General features: G+C 35.8%; 19 protein-coding genes and 1 pseudogene. 14 read left to right on the plus strand and 6 right to left on the minus strand.

Annotated elements, in window-relative coordinates:
* Window positions 1-859: 859 nt before the first annotated feature.
* Both F6K18_RS28320 and F6K18_RS28325 read right to left on the minus strand, forming a co-directional pair.
* The gene (locus F6K18_RS28320; RefSeq protein ID WP_287525769.1) at window positions 860-1039 is read right to left on the minus strand and encodes a hypothetical protein; all 180 of its coding nucleotides are present in this window, start codon (window positions 1037-1039) and stop codon (window positions 860-862) included.
* A 1-nt stretch (window position 1040) separates the two neighbouring features.
* Window positions 1041-3041 (minus strand): ABC transporter ATP-binding protein, encoded by a 2001-nt coding sequence (locus tag F6K18_RS28325; RefSeq protein WP_287525771.1) that lies wholly within the window; start codon window positions 3039-3041, stop codon window positions 1041-1043.
* 598 nt (window positions 3042-3639) lie between these two features.
* On the opposite strand from F6K18_RS28325, the pseudogene F6K18_RS28330 reads away from it, so the two are divergent.
* The 10 genes and pseudogenes from F6K18_RS28330 to mnmH all read left to right on the plus strand — a co-directional run.
* Window positions 3640-3927: pseudogene (locus tag F6K18_RS28330) on the plus strand (response regulator); the annotation flags it as partial.
* 132 nt (window positions 3928-4059) lie between these two features.
* Window positions 4060-4419 (plus strand): PAS domain-containing protein, encoded by a 360-nt coding sequence (locus F6K18_RS28335; RefSeq protein ID WP_287525773.1) that lies wholly within the window; start codon window positions 4060-4062, stop codon window positions 4417-4419.
* A 471-nt stretch (window positions 4420-4890) separates the two neighbouring features.
* Entirely contained in the window at window positions 4891-5445 is a 555-nt protein-coding gene (locus F6K18_RS28340; protein ID WP_287525775.1) for a DUF4168 domain-containing protein, read from the plus strand.
* 14 nt (window positions 5446-5459) lie between these two features.
* Window positions 5460-5897 carry an urease accessory protein UreE gene (ureE, locus tag F6K18_RS28345; protein ID WP_287276909.1) on the plus strand — a complete coding sequence of 146 codons (438 nt, stop codon included), beginning with the start codon at window positions 5460-5462 and terminating at the stop codon, window positions 5895-5897.
* A gap of 48 nt (window positions 5898-5945) precedes the next feature.
* Complete coding sequence (locus F6K18_RS28350) at window positions 5946-6659, plus strand: urease accessory protein UreF (protein WP_287525777.1); 714 nt, start codon at window positions 5946-5948, stop codon at window positions 6657-6659.
* A gap of 199 nt (window positions 6660-6858) precedes the next feature.
* Window positions 6859-7461 carry an urease accessory protein UreG gene (gene ureG, locus F6K18_RS28355; RefSeq protein WP_124145440.1) on the plus strand — a complete coding sequence of 201 codons (603 nt, stop codon included), beginning with the start codon at window positions 6859-6861 and terminating at the stop codon, window positions 7459-7461.
* 31 nt (window positions 7462-7492) lie between these two features.
* Complete coding sequence (locus F6K18_RS28360) at window positions 7493-7912, plus strand: peptide chain release factor 1 (RefSeq protein WP_124145439.1); 420 nt, start codon at window positions 7493-7495, stop codon at window positions 7910-7912.
* A gap of 31 nt (window positions 7913-7943) precedes the next feature.
* Window positions 7944-8459: an isoprenylcysteine carboxylmethyltransferase family protein gene (locus F6K18_RS28365; RefSeq protein WP_287525779.1), complete on the plus strand. Its 516-nt coding sequence runs from the start codon at window positions 7944-7946 to the stop codon at window positions 8457-8459.
* Between the two features lie 396 nt (window positions 8460-8855).
* On the plus strand, window positions 8856-9179 hold the full coding sequence (locus tag F6K18_RS28370; RefSeq protein ID WP_287525780.1) for a Mo-dependent nitrogenase C-terminal domain-containing protein: 324 nt from the start codon (window positions 8856-8858) through the stop codon (window positions 9177-9179).
* Window positions 9180-9618: 439 nt separating this feature from the next.
* The gene (gene mnmH / locus F6K18_RS28375; protein WP_287525781.1) at window positions 9619-10635 is read left to right on the plus strand and encodes a tRNA 2-selenouridine(34) synthase MnmH; all 1017 of its coding nucleotides are present in this window, start codon (window positions 9619-9621) and stop codon (window positions 10633-10635) included.
* Between the two features lie 718 nt (window positions 10636-11353).
* Here the strand turns inward: mnmH and F6K18_RS28380 are convergent.
* The 3 genes from F6K18_RS28380 to F6K18_RS28390 form a co-directional block, all read right to left on the minus strand.
* Complete coding sequence (locus F6K18_RS28380) at window positions 11354-11806, minus strand: matrixin family metalloprotease (protein ID WP_287525784.1); 453 nt, start codon at window positions 11804-11806, stop codon at window positions 11354-11356.
* 279 nt (window positions 11807-12085) lie between these two features.
* Window positions 12086-12640 (minus strand): hypothetical protein, encoded by a 555-nt coding sequence (locus F6K18_RS28385; protein WP_287525786.1) that lies wholly within the window; start codon window positions 12638-12640, stop codon window positions 12086-12088.
* A gap of 413 nt (window positions 12641-13053) precedes the next feature.
* Complete coding sequence (locus tag F6K18_RS28390) at window positions 13054-13404, minus strand: hypothetical protein (protein ID WP_287525789.1); 351 nt, start codon at window positions 13402-13404, stop codon at window positions 13054-13056.
* Window positions 13405-13629: 225 nt separating this feature from the next.
* Here F6K18_RS28390 and F6K18_RS28395 point away from each other — a divergent pair, with 225 nt between their 5' ends.
* From F6K18_RS28395 to F6K18_RS28410, 4 genes are all read left to right on the plus strand, one after another.
* Entirely contained in the window at window positions 13630-14832 is a 1203-nt protein-coding gene (locus tag F6K18_RS28395) for an alpha/beta hydrolase (protein ID WP_287525791.1), read from the plus strand.
* Between the two features lie 905 nt (window positions 14833-15737).
* The gene (locus tag F6K18_RS28400; protein WP_287525793.1) at window positions 15738-16196 is read left to right on the plus strand and encodes a hypothetical protein; all 459 of its coding nucleotides are present in this window, start codon (window positions 15738-15740) and stop codon (window positions 16194-16196) included.
* Between the two features lie 114 nt (window positions 16197-16310).
* On the plus strand, window positions 16311-16901 hold the full coding sequence (locus F6K18_RS28405; RefSeq protein WP_287525794.1) for a hypothetical protein: 591 nt from the start codon (window positions 16311-16313) through the stop codon (window positions 16899-16901).
* Between the two features lie 973 nt (window positions 16902-17874).
* Window positions 17875-18540 carry an RNA polymerase sigma factor gene (locus F6K18_RS28410; protein WP_287525796.1) on the plus strand — a complete coding sequence of 222 codons (666 nt, stop codon included), beginning with the start codon at window positions 17875-17877 and terminating at the stop codon, window positions 18538-18540.
* 10 nt (window positions 18541-18550) lie between these two features.
* Here the strand turns inward: F6K18_RS28410 and F6K18_RS28415 are convergent, their stop codons facing one another.
* On the minus strand, window positions 18551-18784 hold the full coding sequence (locus F6K18_RS28415; RefSeq protein WP_287525798.1) for a hypothetical protein: 234 nt from the start codon (window positions 18782-18784) through the stop codon (window positions 18551-18553).
* Window positions 18785-19397: the final 613 nt, after the last annotated feature.

The following is a 19397-nucleotide window of genomic DNA, read 5'->3' on the forward strand; positions in this document are numbered from 1 at the left end:
TTTAAAAAATCTTTAACATAGTCTTCAGCGGCATCCTTACCTAATTCTCCGATAACTTCCTGAGCAATAAATTTAACCGCTTCACTACCCCCCCAAGCAATTAACCATTCAATCATAATTATTTCATTTGTTATGTGTTATATCATGTCCGGATAATTAGTAGACCTCTCCGGAAAAGAGGGAGTAGGGAGTAGGGAGTAGGGAGTAGGGGGAAAGAATTGATTATTTATGCACGATAATTGATTTGATTTTTGATTATCGGAGATGTCTAGTGATAAAAAAACTTTCTCCTTCTTCATTCTTTCTACCCTCCTGTCTCCTGTCTCCTGTCTCCTGACTCCTTCGTCGTTTATTTATAACTGTTCAACCGGACATGATATTAGTTATTTTTTATTATAAAAAAATTAGGAAGAATTTATAGGAGTAAGATAAATATATAGCATTTCTCAAAAGGCGTGACATACAGTTTTAGATCCCCCCTAACCCCCCTTAATAAGGGGGGAACCGCTTAAAGGAAGGTTTCAAAGTCCCCCTTTTTAAGCTATCCCTTATAAGGAACTCCTGAAACCCTGCTGTAGATGGGGACATGGAGAGATGGGGAGATGGGGAAAAAAGCCTCTAATTAAATACGTTTACTCTCCCGGAATACCCATTGAATCGCTAATACATAACTTTTATTTTTTGTCAAGTTTTATGTTAAGAAAGATGTTTATAAAGCATAGCTTTTTAAGGGGGATTTAGGGGGATCGTAGGGGAACCGCTGAAAGGGAGATTTCTTCAAAGTCCCCCTTAAAAAGGGGGATTTAGGGGGATCATAAATTTACCTCACACCTTTTGAAAACCGCTATATCTTCGCACATTAGCAAGCAGGAAAACCCCAATCATTTTTTTCTCCGTACCTACTAATATCATGTCCGGATAAGAGCGCGATAGAACACCGCTCCGCGACCAAAAAACTTCTTCCTCCTTCCTCCTTCCTTCTTCCTTCTTCCTTCTTTCTTACCTCCTGACTCCTGACTCCTGACTCCTGACTCCTCAAGTTACGAAACCTTGAACTTCTCTAAATTTCCAGTAGGAATAGAAGCAATAAGTTGTCGCGTATACTCTCGTTGCGGTTGATTATAAACTTGTTCAGCAAGGCCAATTTCTTCAATTTTACCTTGATTCATTACCATGATTCGATCGCTCATAAATTTAACTACACTTAAGTCATGGGAAATAAATATGTAAGTTAAACCAAACTCATCTTGCAACTCTTTAAACAAATTCAACACTTGTGCTTGCACCGATACATCTAAAGCTGAAACAGACTCATCACAAATAATCAATTTAGGATTCAAAGCTAAAGCACGAGCAATACAAATTCGTTGACGTTGACCACCAGAAAAAGCATAAGGATAACGATTTAATGAATCAGCAGTTAATCCTACCCTTTCTAATAAATATACTGCGCGATCGCGCCTAATTTGGGAATTATTGCCTACCCGATGAATTAACATTGGTTCCATTACTGCAGCACCAACAGTTAAACGAGGGTCTAGAGAACTAAAGGGGTCTTGAAAAATAATTTGCATATCCCGTCGCAACCTCCGCATCAATTGCTTAATTCCCGACTTACCTCTATGGGAGTTTGTAATTTCTTGACCCTCAAAAAATACCTGCCCACTTGTAATCGGAATCAATTGTAATATTGCTCTAGCTAAGGTACTTTTACCACAACCAGACTCTCCCACTAAACCCAAAGTTTCACCAGGAGAAACACTAAAAGAAACGTCATTAACTGCCATATATAAACGTTTAGTTTGACCAAACATTCCTTTAACTGGGAATCCTACTCGCAAATTATTAACTTGTAAAATAGGATTTTCTGTTGTTTGGGGAGCTGTTTGTTTTGCCAAATCTACATTTTGTTGTTTTGCTGCTGCTATCTTTTTTTCCCTAATTTCAATTTCGCCATTCGAGTTTGTTACCTCTTCCATAAAATCAGAAACAGTAGGTAGACGCCAAATTTTTCCATGGAGGGGAGGACGACAAGCTAATAAACCTTTTGTGTAGGGATGCTGGGGCTGAGTAAATATTTGTCCGATATCCCCAGACTCAACTATTTTACCTTGATACATTACTGCTATAGTGTCCGCAACTTCAGCCATTACTCCTAAGTCGTGAGAGATAAATATAACTGACATTCCTCTACGTTGTCCTAACTCCCGCAGTAATTCTAAAATTCTCGCTTGCACTGTGACATCTAAAGCTGTCGTTGGTTCATCTGCAATTAATAAAGTGGGATTACAAGAAATCGCCATTGCGATCATCACTCTTTGCAATTGACCGCCAGAAAGTTCGTGGGGATAACGGTCTAGCATGGCCAGCTTTTTTTTGTTCACTTGTAGCATAATTTCGCGTTCGCTTGCGCCACTACTTATTTGTGTTTGACTCACAAAAGGTTCACTAGAAGCATCTAATCTTTTTGCCTGATTTTGAGTCGCACCGCTTCTTCCTTCTTCCTTCTTCTTTCTTCCTTCTTCAAGATTGTAGTCTGTTATTTCTTCTATAGATTTTTGTCGCAACACTTCATCATTAGGCAGAAGTTTTACTTCTTGAAGTAGAGATGCTGCTTGACGTCGTGCTTCTGCTGGTGAAACATTTTGATGAAATCTAATAGCTTCTGTTAACTGAAATCCAATGGTATAAACAGGGTTAAGAGAACTCATAGGTTCTTGGAAAATCATGGCTATTTCGCCACCCCTGTATTCTTGTTTTTGCTCTTCTGGTAACTGTAATAAATTTATTGGTTGAAAATTTTGTTCATTTTCAGCAGAATTATTGAACCAAATTTCACCGTTAATTTGACAAGATTTAGTTAGTAATAAACCCATAATTGCCAGAGATGTAACAGATTTTCCGGAACCTGATTCCCCTACAATTCCTAGAGTTTGCCCTCGTTTGACTGCAAAAGATATACCATCAACAGCTTTTAGTAGTTTTTCTTCTGTTGTAAATTGAACTTTAAGGTCGCGAACATCTAGTACAATATTACTCATTATTACTCATTAGAAACTAAGTATTAATAATTAGGTTAATTTATATTTATATTTAAAATTTATTTAAATTATATAACAATACTATAATTTTGTCAATTTTATTTAAGAGTTAAAATATTCTCTATAGCAATCCGCGCATAGGTTGCGGGTAATCAAAAAGTAAATAAAAAAACTGAAACTCTTACCAGTTAAGTGTTCCCAGTTAAGTGTTCCCTAAAAAGCAGTAAGATTTTTGACACGAATAAAATAGGATTGCTATAGTTTTTAATTTGCCCAAATCGAGACTCAATTAATTAAGTATTGGATCTAGAAAATTATTAAGGTAAAATAGTGACTAACTATGACTTAGTAGATAATAATTACCTACTAAATAATAATCATTGTGAAAAAATTATCTTTATTTTAGATAATTTTACTGAAATATTTCAATGGATTTAGTTAGAGTAAATTACTAATTTCAGTGTATATACTTAAAATTCTGGATAACAATCAATTTAAATAATTTTTGGGTGATATCTTAGTAGTGGACGACCAACCTAATAATCTCCGAATTTTAGCTAAAATACTCTCTAAAAAAAGGTATTAAGTAAGGGAAGCCACCAATGGAGAAATGGCATTAATAACTATCCAATCACAAGTGCCAGATTTAATTTTATTAGATATTATGATGCCACAAGTAGATGGTTATCAAGTTTGTCAACAGTTAAAAGCAAACCCTAAAACGAAAGATCTTTCTATCATTTTTGTTAGCTCTATCAATGGTTCTGTAGATAAAGTAAAAGAATTTTCTGTGGGAGGAGTAGATTATATTACTAAACCACTACAAATAGAAGAATTATATCAAATCCGTTTAATTGGACATAAAAAAAATCTTCAATCGCCATAACTACGTTTATCTTTGTAATTCTTTCTCCTCCTGACTCCTGAGGACTGACTTCCCCTCCACCGGAGGGGTTAGGGGTGGGTTGACTCCTCCTAACTTAACCATTCTATGGCTGTTTAACCGGATTTGATATTATTGGCTCGTGTAGAAAATCAAATGATGATGACTAAACAAAAACAAAAATTGAAAGAAGAAAATACTAAACTCAAACAAGAAATTTCAGAACATCAACAAAATGAGGAGCAATTACAATTATTACACAGAGCAATTGATGCTTGTCAAAATGAGATAATGATTACTGAATCTACTCAAACAGATAATCCTATAGTTTATGTGAATCAAGGCTTTGAAACAATAACTGGTTCTTCAAAAGCAGAAGTAATGGGCAAAAACCCTAGATTTTTACACAAAAATCACCCAAATCAAACTGCTCTGACAGAAGTCTCCACAGCTGTGCAAGAACAAAGAAAATGGGCGTTGCACAATCAGGAATGATAAAATCCGAAAGTAGATATTTTTGGATAATTCTTTCCTCAATATATGTACAGTTTAAAATCTATTATCATTCTCTAATGTACAACCCCTCTTTTTTAAAGATATCTCAAATGGGTTCTATAAGTAGAATTCCCAATTGGCCTACAGCTATTACATATCCCAGAGCTTTGGGTCATCAAATTTATTGATTTTCAGTATTAAGCATAATAATTAGTAAAATATTTTACTAACTTATTTTAAGTATTTAAGCAGGAGAATGAAAAACTAAATATTTAAAATATACCTATTGAATAAAATATCTAGTTCCTAAAAATTACAAATTCTTGGATAAAACACAGATGATGTGCTGTACTATAAATAACTTTAATTTTTCCACTTTCATTAGATACTCTTAAGTAATTAGGAACTTTCTCGGACTAAAATAATTCGTAAGTATTTAGATAGTTTAATTTTTATTCGTTATCACAGATTATGAAGATTAAAGCTTTATTTCGTACTGTTCCACTATATCCCCATAGACTAATGTCCCAGTCTTTATCAGCAGTAACTCTATCTATATTAGCCTTAATGATGGGTGTAATACCTACTAGGTTATCTAACTCATTAATTCCTGTATTTGATAGAGCTGTCTACGCTCAGGAATCTTTTACAGATACAGAAGAAGAACAAGAAACAAACTTTACAGATGAAGAAATAACTAAATATAGTACTACAGTCTTAGAAATTGAAAAATTAAGAATAGGAGTTTATCAAGAAATTCAAAATGAATTTCAAAAACAAAGTCCAGGAGGATCTATTCCTCCAATTATTTGCAATCAGAAAAACACTGTTAACGATCTACCACGAAATATTCAAGTAATTGCCGTGAATTACTGCAATCGAGCTAAAAAAATTATTGATAGTAATGATATGACCGTTACTCTGTTTAATCAGATTACAATGGCTCAAAAGATTAATCAAACCTTACGAGAAAGAATTCAAACTAAGTTGGTCCATCTTCAACAAAAGCGAACAAGTAGTCAATAAACCCATGACTGACAATGGTAATTTTAACCCAACGTTTAGCTGCTGACCAAAATGCAGTAGTTTGTTTGACTTTACCTCTGACTGCAGTACAACGGACCAGGAGTCGCTATCGTTTTGATACAGAGAATGGGGAAATTTTACATCTGCGTTTGTCTAGAGGAACAGTGCTGCGCGATCGCGACTTACTGGCCAATGAGACGGGTGAGTTTATAGTCAGAATAATTGCTAAACCAGAACCCATCCTGAGAATAACAGGGAAAACTTCCTTAGATTTACTCAGGGCAGCTTATCATTTAGGTAATAGACATATACCAATAGAAATTACTCCTACCAATTTAAAGTTATCTCTAGACCCAGTGTTAAAAGCTATGCTGGAACAATTAGGTATGGAAATTATAGAAGAAATCTCTCCATTTCAACCAGAAATAGGAGCTTATGGTCATGGTCATTAAGCAAGAGATAGCAAACCATATATATGTCTGTTTTATAAACCGGAAATAATGCACTATCAAAACCAGGGAGAAAACCAACTTTTATGTCTTTTACAGTTAGCAAGTCCGGCGTTACCAGTAGGAGCTTATAGTTATTCAGAAGGTATTGAAATATTAGTAACTACAGGAAAAATTTCCGATTATGATAGTCTCAAAAATTGGTTGATAGATTGTCTCAAATTTGGAAGTATTCGATTAGAAGCAGCATTAATAGTTAGAGCCTATCGGGAAACTAATTCAGGAAATTTACAGCTTTTAAATAATTGGAATAATTGGGCAACTGCAGTTAAAGAAACAGAAGAATTGCGTCTGCAAAGTTTACAAATGGGTCGAACTTTAATTCGTTTATTTACGAATATTCAGCCATATTTATCAACAGAATTAATGAGTTTTGTCCAAAAAAAACTCGAAACAGAAACAGATTTTTGTAACTTTGCGATCGCTTATGGTCTAATTTCTGCTAGCTGGCAAATTGAGATTGAAACTGCAATTTTAGGTTATCTACATAGTTGGGCAACTAATCTAGTTAATGCTGGTGTCAAATTAATTCCTCTAGGTCAAACAGTAGGACAAAAGTTATTATGGGAATTGCAAAATCAAATAGTTTTGAGTGCCAAAGAAATCCTCAAATTAAAAGATGATGAGTTAAACAGTTGTAGTTGGGGATTATCTCTAGCAAGTATGGCTCACGAAGTTCAATATACTAGATTATTTAGAAGTTAGGCTTGAGGTGTTAGGTGGTAGGTTTGAGGTAAACTTTATATAACCTATGAACTTAATAAATGGCCTGATAATTATAGCAGCCAAAGGAAAGGGCGCGGACAGTTCAAAAGTTTAAAACTCAGACAACGTAATACTTTTCCTTCTTCCTTCTTTCTTTTTTCTTCTTCCTTCTGCTATACCCATTAACAATTAGTAATTTATGAATGTTTTTCGGATTGGAATAGCTGGCCCGGTAGGCTCAGGTAAAACAGCCTTAGTTGATGCCTTATGTAAGTCAATGCGACAAGAATATAACATTGCAGTTGTAACTAATGATATTTATACCCAAGAAGATGCCCAATTTTTGGTGCGTAGCCAAGCATTAGATAGTTCCCGTATAATAGGAGTAGAAACAGGTGGTTGTCCTCATACAGCTATCAGGGAAGATGCTTCTATTAATCTCATTGCTATTGAGCAGTTAGAAAATAAATTTACCGATCTAGACTTAGTATTTGTCGAAAGTGGCGGTGATAACTTAGCAGCAACTTTTAGTCCCGAACTAGTTGATTTAACAATCTATGTAATTGATGTAGCTGCCGGTGATAAAATTCCAAGAAAAGGAGGTCCAGGTATTACTAAATCCGATCTACTTGTAATTAATAAAATTGACCTTGCTCCCCATGTAGGAGCAGACCTGAATATTATGGAAAAAGATACTAAAAAGATGCGAGGCGATCGCCCTTTTGTCTTTACGAACCTCAAAACAAAAGTTGGTTTAGAAGCAGTTTTAAACTTTATCCACAGATATCTAATTGTAGATTAACTCAATTTTCCTAATTCTATCAACTTAAAACATGAATAATATTTGGCAACGTTTGAAAAGTTTACCTTGGCAAGAACTATTTTTAGTAAGTTTCATTGCTATTTTGGCAGTTGTAGCAACAGAAGTATTATTAATCTTAAGTTTCACTTATTTTGTTGTTATCCTGAAACCATTGAGTATGCTATTTTCCTCTCCAATTTTTGGCGTATTAATACCTGTAGGAGCAGCAGTAGGAATGGGAGCGTTAGCAGTTTATTTATTAGAATTCTGGCAAAAGCAGTGGTTACTGAATAATTCTAGTCTTTGGGCGCTAGTTTTATGTTTATTTATCGGATTATTATTCAAGTCTTTATTTCCTCTCCCTGCTGTATTAGTTAGTGCATCTAGAACTTCATTAATAAGTCTAGCTATAGGAGTTTTCTGGAAAGGGCGACCTTATTGGCGACGTTAAAAAATTTCTGGAAATATAGGAAATATAATCGATGAAAATACTTACAAATTGGGGTTTTACCAGAGATGGGTGGCGCAGTGGCAAACGCGGTGAATATTTGGTATTAATTCAAGGTTTATTGCTGGTAGGATTTATTTTTTTGCCTACATATCACCTACCAGGAATTAGTTTAGAATTGCCAAAATTAATATACTCTTGTTGGATCGTAGCAGCACTTTTTAGTGCTACTGCATTAGTTTTGATTGCGAAAGGATTATTAGATTTAGGCAAAAATCTGACACCTTTGCCATATCCGAGAGCAGATGGTGAGCTAGTGCAAACTGGAATTTATGGCATTGTCAGACATCCTTTGTATAGCGGTTTAATTTTCTTGACTCTCGGTTGGAGCATTTTTCAACTTAGTTTGTCTCATTTTGTAGCTGTTATTGTGATTTTTTTGTTTCTTGACTTGAAAGCAAGGCAAGAAGAAACCTGGTTAAGTGAAAAATATCCAGAATATTCAGATTATCAACAACGGGTAAAAAAATTAATTCCAAGGATTTATTAATTAGATATTAATTCACGATATTTGTCTCGAGGTCAATATATTTATTCAGAAGCAATTGAGATTATAAAAAAAGTATATTAGATAACAATTTATCAATATTTATTATTTCCATAACTATTTTTTAACGTAATTCTACTGAATATTCTGCTAAAGTGCGAATAACAGTAATTTTTTTAGCTTCAATGATTTGATTTTTGGAATAACAAATTTTGGCGATAAAAGCTAGTTATTTTAAACAAATATCAACAGATTTCATCTAATCTTCACAATACTAGGATAAAAATTAAAGTAATTGTGAAAGTTTGCAAAATCAGGCCAAATTGGCTATACAAGAAAGTGAGATCAAAGTTAGACTGAAAATATATTGATAGAGTTGATATATAGGATGATCTAATTATGAGTTCTATTACAAGTATTTCACAGCAAGCTGCTCAAACAAACTATAACTACCTAGATAAACTACTGCAACCAATTCGCGAATATCTCGATCATGTAGAAATAAATAATCAAAAAATAGCACATTTGCTGTGTCAATTGATCCCAGCTCAATGTCCTTTTGAGAGAGATGTGAAACTATTCGGACATCTACTGTTTCATATTCCTGCAATGTGTAAACTGAATCCTTTGTATGACCAATTTATTGGCTTACGATTTCGCGCTTTAACTTTTCTAGCGGATGTTTGTGGAGAGGATATTACAGATTATATCAAATCCGTTTAATTCGGTATAAAAACATTCTTTATCTTCACCATTACCAAATCTTCATAAATTTTTTCCCTCCTGACTCCTGAGGACTGACTCCTGAGTCCTACTTCAAAAGATTTTATACCGATGCTACCGGATTTGATATTATTGCTGAAATATATTTCTTAATTTTAAATACTTGCTTCTACATTTTGTCTTAGAGTAGCTCAATGATATTTAGGTTATGCTACCAAGAGCTTAGTTTTTCTATGAAACTAGGCTCTTTATTATTGCCGAATGCGATCGCTATAACAAAAGGCAGAAAGCAGAAGGCAGAAGCCAGAAGCCAGAAGACAGAAGAAAAAATATCGGGATAAAAAATCTAGGACTTCAGCAAATACCCTACACATAAACATGATAAAATATAATATTCAAGACTTTCTTCCTTCCTACTTCTGTCTTCCGTCTTTAAATAATGGCAAAATCCCTAAAACCTGACGCATTTTTCCAAACACCAGGAGTCATTCTCGATGTTCGTAGTCCCGGCGAATATGCTCAAGGTCATATTCCTGGATCTGTTAATTTCCCTCTATTTAATAATGATGAACGTGCCTTGGTGGGAACTTGCTACAAACAAAAAGGTAAAGATCAAGCAGTCGAATTAGGGTTAGCGATCGTCGGTCCGAAATTAGCTAATTTTGTTGCTCGTGCTAAGGTATTAGCTCCAGAGCGTCAAGTTAGAATTCACTGTTGGCGAGGTGGAATGCGTAGCGCTGCAGTTGGTTGGTTACTGGAAACCGCAGGATTTAATGTTGCTCTACTGATTGGCGGTTACAAAGGGTTTCGACGTTGGGCACTTTCTCTATTTTCGATTCCACAAAAAATGATTATTCTAGGAGGAATGACTGGCAGTGGTAAAACTGAGATATTGACTGCTCTGGAAAATATAGGAGAACAAGTGTTAGATTTAGAAGCTCTAGCTAACCATCGGGGTAGTAGTTTCGGTGCTTTGGGGCAGTTGCCTCAACCTACTAATGAGCAATTTTGGAATGCGATCGCGATGGAATGGGCAAAGTTCGACCGGAGTCAAGTTTTATGGGTTGAAGCAGAAAGTAAGCGTATTGGAATGTGTTGTATTCCCCAGGAAATTTTTGAGCAAATGGAAAGGGCGAAAGTTATTGAGATAAGTCGTAGTCGTCAGGAAAGAGTAGCATTTTTGGTCGAAATTTATGGAGAAGCAGATATTAATGATTTGATTGCTGCGACCGAACGCATTAGAAGACGACTGGGGGGTCTACGGACGCAAGAAGCGATTAATTTTCTGAGGGAGGGAAATTTGGCAGCAGCTTCAGATTTAATACTCTACTATTATGACAAAACTTATACTTATGATTTAGAAAAAAGAGGAGTTAGTATTCATAAAGTAGATGTTTCTGGTTTATCAGCGGTTGATGCTGCCGTTTTGGTGCGGGAGAAAAGTCAAGAGATATAGTGGCGATCGCCGGATATTATTGTAGGGAAAAGGGAACAGCTAAGTTATTCTGTAGGGTGCGTTGCAACGCACCTATCGGTAGATTAGTTGTCTAAGTCCTAATCTAGTTAGGGTTTACCGATCTAATCTAAAAGCACTGAGATATAAAAGTAAGTGCATTTTTGGAGCGAAAAAAAGTGCCTACTTTCAGCTTATATCATGTCCGGTTAAACAGTGATAAATAAATAACTAGGGAGTCCTCAGGAGTCAGTCCTCAGGAGTCAGGAGGAAAGAGGGAAGAAAGAAGAACAACTGGAGTTGAAGGAGAAAGTTTTTTTATAACTAATTATCCGGACATGATATTAAGTTACCAAAAAGTTAAGACAAAAGACAGGCAAGCACGGAAAGATACAGGTACAATTATTCCTCCTACTTTCTCTTTTTCCCCACATTCCCCTCCTGGGAAGGGGAGGGGCGAGGGGTGGGTCCCCACACTCTGCTTTTTTCAGCAAACCCTAGTTAATTGTCCCTCGAAAACTAAAATTAATTAACATAGAGCGATCGCTATTATATGGGGAAGCGATCTCCGTTCTACTCTGGAAAATTGATTGAAAGAAAGAATAGACATCTCCAGAAAAGAGGGAATAGGTATGGAGGGGGAAATAATTGATTATTTATGTACGATAATTGATTGTATTTTTTATTATTGTACATGTCTCATATCTATGTAAAAAAAACGCTAAATTTGTGATATTAAATAATTGGTTTCTATTGCCCATAAATCGAAGGCTGTAGGGAATAAGTTTAGTGAATTTAAGTCAATGACTTCCGACACAACAGAATCTTGCCTGACAGTATGGTTTAAACCGATAGCGTGTACTACTTCGTGAGATATCACATACTGTTGTAAATATTGATTTTCAACATATAGCAATTCATCAGATAAGAAAATATCGCTGTTGATTGGACGATCTCCAGGGAAGTAAGCATAGCCAAGATAAGGAGTATTTGAATCTATACTAATTTTTATTTCTGCTGTATTGTAATCTACTTGTTGAAAGTCTAAATAGGTTCTGTTTTCTATGTAGTTGAAAGTATTGTTAAATAAGGCTTGAAGTTGTGGTGTAATACTATTGTCATAGCCATAAGTTGCATTTGGACTTAAAGCAAGTCCAGTTAGAATATCGTACATAACTAATTTTCAAGATTAGAAAAAAAAAGAAAGTAGTGATGCTACTTGTATTTACATCAAGCTAATAATTTCTTATAGTTAGAAATAGCATCCTACTCATTTAGGTGTTATTTGATGTCCACTTGAATAGTGACAACCCGTATTTCACAGCTAAAGCTAGTAGCGATCGCTTAGTTCTCAGATTTGGAAAGGTTGAGTGTTACTGTAGCAACCCAACCTATAACCTAACAATTGAGAAAGTGCAGTGAGCTATTACTAAAGCACTCTACCAGTTATCTTTTAGGAGCGACTAATCTGATATCGAACAGTGTAATCCCAAGTAGACCAACCCATAAAGCTGTCTTTTTTACTCATTTTCCACTCTCGTGTTTCATTAGCTGGTCCTGTAGCAGAAATTTCTAATTCGGTAGAACCTAGTAAGTCGTCTTTATCAAGACTAGCGAGTATGCCTATCCCTTTCGTAGCTACTTTAAGAATCGTTGCCGCAGTAGCTCCTTGTGGGCCTGTCGCTGCTAAAGCAGCTGAAACAGTATTAGTAATACTATTAACTGTATCAGCGTAACCATTATTCCAGTCTTTGGCAGCATCTTCGTCATAAGCTTGTAATCCGCCTTTGATACTTTGCCCTGATTGGATTTCTCCTTCAAATAAAAGGGCATCTTCTGGGCGAAAACTTTTTCTTTGCTTATCATTAATTTTGATAGGGTGCGTTAGGATTGATTTTGTAACTCCTCCACCAACTAAAGAACCAACAAGATAAAAATCGTCAGCTCCGGTTACATCTTCAGTATCTGCACAATAAACGTCAATCAATTCTACTTTGACTTTGACCATTTTTTCTCCTATGTGTTTTGTGTTTGCTCGATCGGGAACATATTTGCTAGTTCCATTATTAAGACGATCTCCGATGTCAATTTCTGAATTTTTTTGGGAAAAATTTGAAACTTTCAGAAAAATCTGACTTTGGTTTTTCGCTTCTATCTAATATAGGACTTACGCAGAAACCTGATTTATCAACGAAATTTCGTCGAAGGAAATTTACTCCTTACTTTTCAAGTTGATTCACCACATTGTCACGACCAAAACCAAGTAGGGACGTTCCATGGAACGTCCCTACTACTATCTACCTAAATGAAAACTGCTATAAACTTGTAGAAATAACACAATCCTCATTCCTGATACCATTTATCAACAGTAATGCTACAGTTGGAAATTGCGAGAATAACAAGTATTATTTTCGATGTTGGTTACGCTGTCTCAAATAGCTTCGAGGGATCGGTAAAGTCATTTTGGTTGGATGAAAACAAACTTGGGAGAATTGATTCATAATCAATCTTTGTTGCGACATAATGGCCATCATAGCTTTTGGTCTTACTAATTTTGACCACATCCCGAGATTTTAACTTTGAGGCATCAGTAGTAATTTGAACCTGATCTTCCTTTCCTCTTTTTACCTCACTAATACTACCTTGTGGTATTGGCGTGGAATCTACCACTGGTTTAGTTTCATCCAAAGTATTCAAAGGCAATTGTACATCCCGACTATCACTTCTGAGAACTGTTATAAATTTTATTTTTTTTCTGAAAATTTCACTCAAAAAATTCAGAAATTGGCAAGCATGATCGTCTTATTAGTAGAAACGAGAAAGGTACTCAACCAATCTCTGTTTTGAAATACTGAAAGTTAAGGACGGAAAAGTTTCTCTAGGAAGATCCATCTTTAAAATCAGTAATTTCTGCCCATCGCGATGGTATTACCCAATACGGTTCGCTGTTGCTTTTTGCGCATCAAATCACAATTACAAATTAAGACGGAGAATAACATGGCTAATAATCTTCTTATTGTTTTTGGTGGAACAACAGAATCGGATGTTGTTTTTCCAGTCATTGATACTCAAGATAAATCTCTCAAATCTTCAGGACTATTCACACAAGATGAATTAGATCTGGTCAAGCTAGATGTTTTACAATTTAATCTCCTTACAAGTGAACCTAGTATTAATTTTTTTGCCAATAAAAATAGTTACTTTGACAACTCATGCCAAAGGTTGACAAACAAAAGTAACAGTTGGTTCAAAAGGGATTTGATAATGACAAAAAAAGAATTTGATTTTCAAGATAAAACTGTTTTAGAAAAACTGGACGATCTATTAAAGACAATCGAAGATATAAACTGGAGTTCTTTGAATTACAGTGAAAATTCAGATGGGCGAGGAATGACTGTCGAAGCATTCAACAATTTTTCAGAAATGTCACGAGAGTTAATTGTCAGCTTTTTAGAATACTTAGAAAACAAAAAAAATAATTATGATAAAGTGTTTATGTTGGCTCACAGTCGAGGTTGTGCTTTAGCACTTCAATTGTTATCGGATCGATCTGTTAACACACAAGATGATACTCAACTTATTCAATTAGCCGATAATTTACTAACAAAAAAGCTCAAACGTATCGTGCTGCTAGATCCAGTCTCAAAAAACGCCACTAACACATTCTCTTGGAGTACGGATGCTAATAATGTTGTCAGTCCTGCAAATGCGAAAATTGTTAAACTCTTCAGCACCATAAAAGATGAAAACAAGGAGATACACATTATTTCCAAGGCTAAATCAGCAAAGATAATCAACTACGAGAGTTATGCAGATCTTTTGGTTGGTACGAAACAAGCTAACAAAAATAACAGTAGCGATTCTCCTAATATGAGCAATGTTTATGTAGATATTGCTGATATGGTCCACGAGGGAATGTTGTCGGGTGACTTGTATAAAAAGGGTAATTTTACAGAGTACACAAAAATAATATCCGACAGTCCATGGAATACAACTTATGTTGGCGATCGAGACGTTGATTTAGAGGAAATGAAAAAATCTAAGGCTCTGAAAGAATACATTGAAGGGAATAAAAGTGCAAACGAATTAACACCAGGAGATGGAGATCCTCTGAAAGACTTCTACGAAAAAATTGAGCAAAAAGATCGCCGAAGAGCCTTTGTGCATTGTCTGGCCAGAAAAGTTCAGTTGCTTTCCTAAAGCTTGGGACAATTTCTGAAAGCCGATCGCCCCTAATATCATGTTCGGTTGAATAGACATCTCCTCCAAAAGAGGGAACAGGGAACAGGGAACAGGGAACAGAGAACCCACCCCTCGCCCCTCCCCCTCCCAGGAGGGGAGTAATTGATAATTTATGAATAATAATTGATTTTATTTTTAATTTTTACCAGATGTCTAATACTTATAAATAACTGTTGTGAGGAGTCAGGAGTCAACCCACCCCTCGCCCCTCCCCCTCCCAGGAGGGGAATAAAAGAGGAATACACAGGAAATATTGATATTGGGGGTATTGATAATTTCAGTATTTCTTTGGTACTGTCGGTACTATCAGTCCTTAAGTTTTATTATAACTGATTATCCGCAATTCGTAGCTCCCCCTCGGGGGGAACATGATATAACATATCCATAACAAAAGGGAGTGATCGCTCCCTTTGATTGCATTCTCATAAACCTATGGATTTTACCAAGAGTTAATGTAGAGCTGTTTAACCGAGTTTTAGAAGACTTTGCACGAGAATTTCAATTAGGAGAAGACAAATTAATGAACCGATACTGCTGACGCAACGCTCCGCGAACGCAAATCGTTCATTTACCAGCCTCGAAAAGTTAGAAGAAATTCTGTTTGAGCGTTGTCCAGTTCTTTTAACACAGCAATTTGTAATCAAGGCTATAACCCAGTACCATTGGTGGCCGAAAATTAAGGTTGAATTACTCCGATGCTACCGGATTTGATATAACACCAGATTTTAGACCTCCATAGGTTCGTGTTGGTCTCAACAATTAAATTCTAAATGAAATATTAAGTTTTGTTAAATAATCATTTTTAGCAGCTAATTAGAGTTTATTATTAATATTAGTTCTATATAGCAGTCAAATAGCACCTAATGATCGATAGTAATCGAAAAACAAGGTCTGAAAAAATATCTGTCACTATGTCCGCAGGAACCTATAGACAGCTAGAAGAAAGAGCTTTGGAAGAAGAGCGAACTTTAGTTAGTCTGGCCTTGTTTTACATAGAGAGCGGATTAGCTAGGAGTAGAGAATACGATGTTCTGCATGAATTAAGTTTTGACTATAAAAAGGCTTTAGCAGAACAACAAGCTCGGATAAAAACTCTTGAAGCCAAAATTGATAATTCCGATCCTCCTTTGGACAATCTTGTCAGAAAGGCGATAATCAAATCAATTTCAGGCCAAGCTTTAAACAATGTAGACATCAGCCTTATATGCAAGTACCTTGATTACGATCAGGAGTTGCTACCCGATCTAGTCTATGGAGATCAAATCCTAGAAAAAAATGTATATGAGGAAAAAGATCGAAAATCAGCCTCAATTCCTGAATAGACATCTCTGAAAATAATCAAACATCTACTATAACCATCTTTTAGCAAGAAATCGCTATCAATGGATGGATTAAAGCTGTATTTAAACAGGGTGCAAACAAAATCCTAGAACAAAATGCAGATGAGTAAAAATATCAAAGGTAATCAGTCCCAATTCCTGAATGGATGGACTGAAGCCGTATTTCAACAGGGTATCGTCTTTATTGCTCCTTTTTCTTATAGAAAAGAAGACGTGATTACTATCTACAATGAACATGAAGATTGGTTTATTTTATTAGCTACTAAGTGGGGTGAGGTTCGCCTCATCTGGAATGGAGCAAAACGAGGTATCAGAATTATAGGGAAAAAAATAATGATTAAAGAACTAGGTAAAAGTCTAATTGAAATTTACGGCGAGGTTAACCCACAGTTTATCACTGATATGAATACTAACGAGGTGATTTGGATGAACCAAGCCGCCATTGTTGCTAACAGTAACCAACCAATGAGTAAAATTGTTGGTCAGCAAGCCAAAGATTTATGGCAACCTGGTGAATTGAATAAAATGCTTGATTTCTTAGATAATGACCTTTACCTTCCTAAATTTGAAGTTAAAGGCTATAGGTTTCTTCCCGATGGAGAAAAGGAAAAATATACTACCTTAAACGAGTACAGAATTATCAATGCTTTTGGCAGAAAGTGTCGATGGTCTAGAGTTAATGTTTAAATATTCTAGCCTTGTTGATGCTGCTTGAGTAACGGGAATCTCAAAAAGTACTCAATTACTTAGGTGAATACAATCAAAATCAGTGGGCATCGCATATCTCGTGAAAATCAAGTAGCAGATTTGATTTATTCATAGAGTGTGCGGTGCTCAATTCCATGATACAGAATGGTAAGCTGGAAAGCTAGAAAGTGGAATTCTAGTTAATTCCTCCAGTAAAGAGTTTGACTCTTGCCTTGATTCAACAAAGCTTATTCAGATTACGAATATTGATCGGATTAGCGATCAAAGTAGGCGATCGTAATTTGCCCAATCAATCTGACTATAAAGATCGTTAAAAATGTTTTTTGGCATATTACTCAGGATATAGTAAAATAGAAATAAAGTTATTCAGCGATCGCGATATTTTTTCAAGGTGATTGGTAGTAACAGAACAAAAATCTAAACTAAGATTACGATTCCTACTGGGAATAAATTAAGGAAACAGGACTTACACATAAAGCAGGAAAAACTTGGATTTGAGATTATTTTCCCTATCGGTCACAATGATGGAAATACCTTGTGGTGACTAAGTTATAAGAAATTAGATTTTCCTACATAAGTACATAGGCAAAATCAATTACACATATTTTAAGGTAATAATAAATCGCTCTATTCTTTGAATATAGACTATTACAGTGTTTATTGTTTTCGGTCTTAAATTTGCATGACTACTTATCTAGGAATAAATCAGCTTTTCAGAGATGATTAGATACTCTTTATGACTTACACATGAGGTAGGAAAAACTTGGATTTCAGATTGCTTATTCCGGACTGGTCTACAAACCCCATCGGTAGCTTTGGACAGAAATAGGTTGTATTGTGTAAGTTTCATGGTGTTAAGTTATAACATACAATTCCCAAGAATGCTACCCATTCCCTTGAAATTATAGTTCTGCTCCAACTAACTAATAGATTTCTTTAAGGGTTGACTATTATGGTATCAAATTCTCTCAAAGTAGTTTCAGCTACTACATTGGGTCTAAATTGTACTGAAAAAACAGAGCAAGAGTTTTGGCAGCAATGGCTAAAGCATGAAGATTATCTTTATTATTGCTGTGTCAAGTGGATGGGCGGGAACCGAACTGATGCTGAGGACGCACTCAGTCGAGCAATGCTCAAAGCTTGGGAGAAGAAGCAAAAGAATGCAGCAAAAATTTATAATTCTAAGGCATGGCTGACAAAACTGACTTATAACCTCTGTGTGGATATTCATCGAGAACATATTCGGGGTGCGAATAGAGTTGAAAATATCGAAGATTACGCATCTGCTGAGGAGCAAGAAGTGGTTTCTGTTGAACAAAGGCCAAATTATTCTATAGAAGCAGAAGAGAAAAGTATTGTGATTCGTCGTGCTATTGATAATTTGCCGACGAGAATGCGTGAAACGTTTATCCTGCATTTTTATCAGCAACTGTCTCATCAAGAAATTGTCCAAAAACAAAATATTTCCTACGATAATGTCTGCAAGCGAATTTCTCAGGCACGGAACATATTACGAAAGGAGTTGAGGGAATATTTTATCGGGGGGGTGGCAAGTAAGATGAAAAAAATATTTCTACTGGCTGTAACAGAGTGGTTGATAGGGAAATCTTCTTGGTGAGACAGTGACATCAAGTCCGGTAGTATCGGTATAAAAAAGCAGAGAAACCGGGTTTGTATTTAATATCAAATCCGTTTAATTGGACATAAAAAAAATCTTCAATCGTCATAACTACGCTCATCTTTGTAATTCTTTCTTCTCCTGACTCCTGACTCCTGACTTCCCCTCCCCTCCTGGGAGGGGTTAGGGGTGGGTTGGGAGGGGGAGGGGCGAGGGGTGGGTTGACTCCTCCTAACTTAACCATTCTATGGTTGTTTAACCGGATTTGATATAATGCCCCACTATACTAACATATACTTTCCACAAACCCGGTTTCTGATAACACTTCCATTGCAGGCAGATTTGATCTGACATCAGAAGTTGCTTTTCCTAAGCAGACAACATCTATAGCAATGAGCGCTGGTATATTTACAAATTGTAGTAGGGGCAAAAGAGCTAGAAGTCTTATATGATTCCTACGGAATGCTTGCGCAAACGGCAATTTATTCCCCCTGTTCCCTGTTCCCTGTTGCCTGTTCCCTGCGCACAGCGCTATAAGTAAAGTTTCTTTGAATTTTCAGAAAAAAATAATTCAGAAATTTGCTTCCTTAAACGTCTAATTAATGAAAGCAATTACAAGCTTTCTATTTAGTGAGGACAATATTATGCTGTAGTTGAGCTAAAACAGCCCAAAACTCAAGCATTAATCAAATCATATCAAGTCCAGATAATTACTTAGTGTAAAAGTCATTGCGACTGAAATGGAGTTCAAGGTTTGCGGAGCATTCCGGAACGGAAAGCAATCTCTCAAAGCTGGAGATTGATTTTCTATAGAATGTTCTACAAATGTCGCAATGACAACTGTTCAACCGGACTGG

Source organism: Okeania sp. SIO2C2, from assembly GCF_010692625.1.
Classification (GTDB): domain Bacteria; phylum Cyanobacteriota; class Cyanobacteriia; order Cyanobacteriales; family Microcoleaceae; genus Okeania; species Okeania hirsuta.

Coding starts and splice junctions, on each gene's coding strand:
- F6K18_RS28325 (WP_287525771.1), bottom strand. CDS start 3,041: ATGAGTAATATTGTACTAGATGTTCGCGACCTTAAAGTTCAATTTACA.
- F6K18_RS28340 (WP_287525775.1), top strand. CDS start 4,891: ATGAAGATTAAAGCTTTATTTCGTACTGTTCCACTATATCCCCATAGA.
- ureE (WP_287276909.1), top strand. CDS start 5,460: ATGGTAATTTTAACCCAACGTTTAGCTGCTGACCAAAATGCAGTAGTT.
- F6K18_RS28350 (WP_287525777.1), top strand. CDS start 5,946: ATGCACTATCAAAACCAGGGAGAAAACCAACTTTTATGTCTTTTACAG.
- ureG (WP_124145440.1), top strand. CDS start 6,859: ATGAATGTTTTTCGGATTGGAATAGCTGGCCCGGTAGGCTCAGGTAAA.
- F6K18_RS28360 (WP_124145439.1), top strand. CDS start 7,493: ATGAATAATATTTGGCAACGTTTGAAAAGTTTACCTTGGCAAGAACTA.
- F6K18_RS28365 (WP_287525779.1), top strand. CDS start 7,944: ATGAAAATACTTACAAATTGGGGTTTTACCAGAGATGGGTGGCGCAGT.
- F6K18_RS28370 (WP_287525780.1), top strand. CDS start 8,856: ATGAGTTCTATTACAAGTATTTCACAGCAAGCTGCTCAAACAAACTAT.
- mnmH (WP_287525781.1), top strand. CDS start 9,619: ATGGCAAAATCCCTAAAACCTGACGCATTTTTCCAAACACCAGGAGTC.
- F6K18_RS28380 (WP_287525784.1), bottom strand. CDS start 11,806: ATGTACGATATTCTAACTGGACTTGCTTTAAGTCCAAATGCAACTTAT.
- F6K18_RS28385 (WP_287525786.1), bottom strand. CDS start 12,640: ATGGTCAAAGTCAAAGTAGAATTGATTGACGTTTATTGTGCAGATACT.
- F6K18_RS28395 (WP_287525791.1), top strand. CDS start 13,630: ATGGCTAATAATCTTCTTATTGTTTTTGGTGGAACAACAGAATCGGAT.
- F6K18_RS28400 (WP_287525793.1), top strand. CDS start 15,738: ATGATCGATAGTAATCGAAAAACAAGGTCTGAAAAAATATCTGTCACT.
- F6K18_RS28405 (WP_287525794.1), top strand. CDS start 16,311: ATGCAGATGAGTAAAAATATCAAAGGTAATCAGTCCCAATTCCTGAAT.
- F6K18_RS28410 (WP_287525796.1), top strand. CDS start 17,875: ATGGTATCAAATTCTCTCAAAGTAGTTTCAGCTACTACATTGGGTCTA.
- F6K18_RS28415 (WP_287525798.1), bottom strand. CDS start 18,784: ATGGTTAAGTTAGGAGGAGTCAACCCACCCCTCGCCCCTCCCCCTCCC.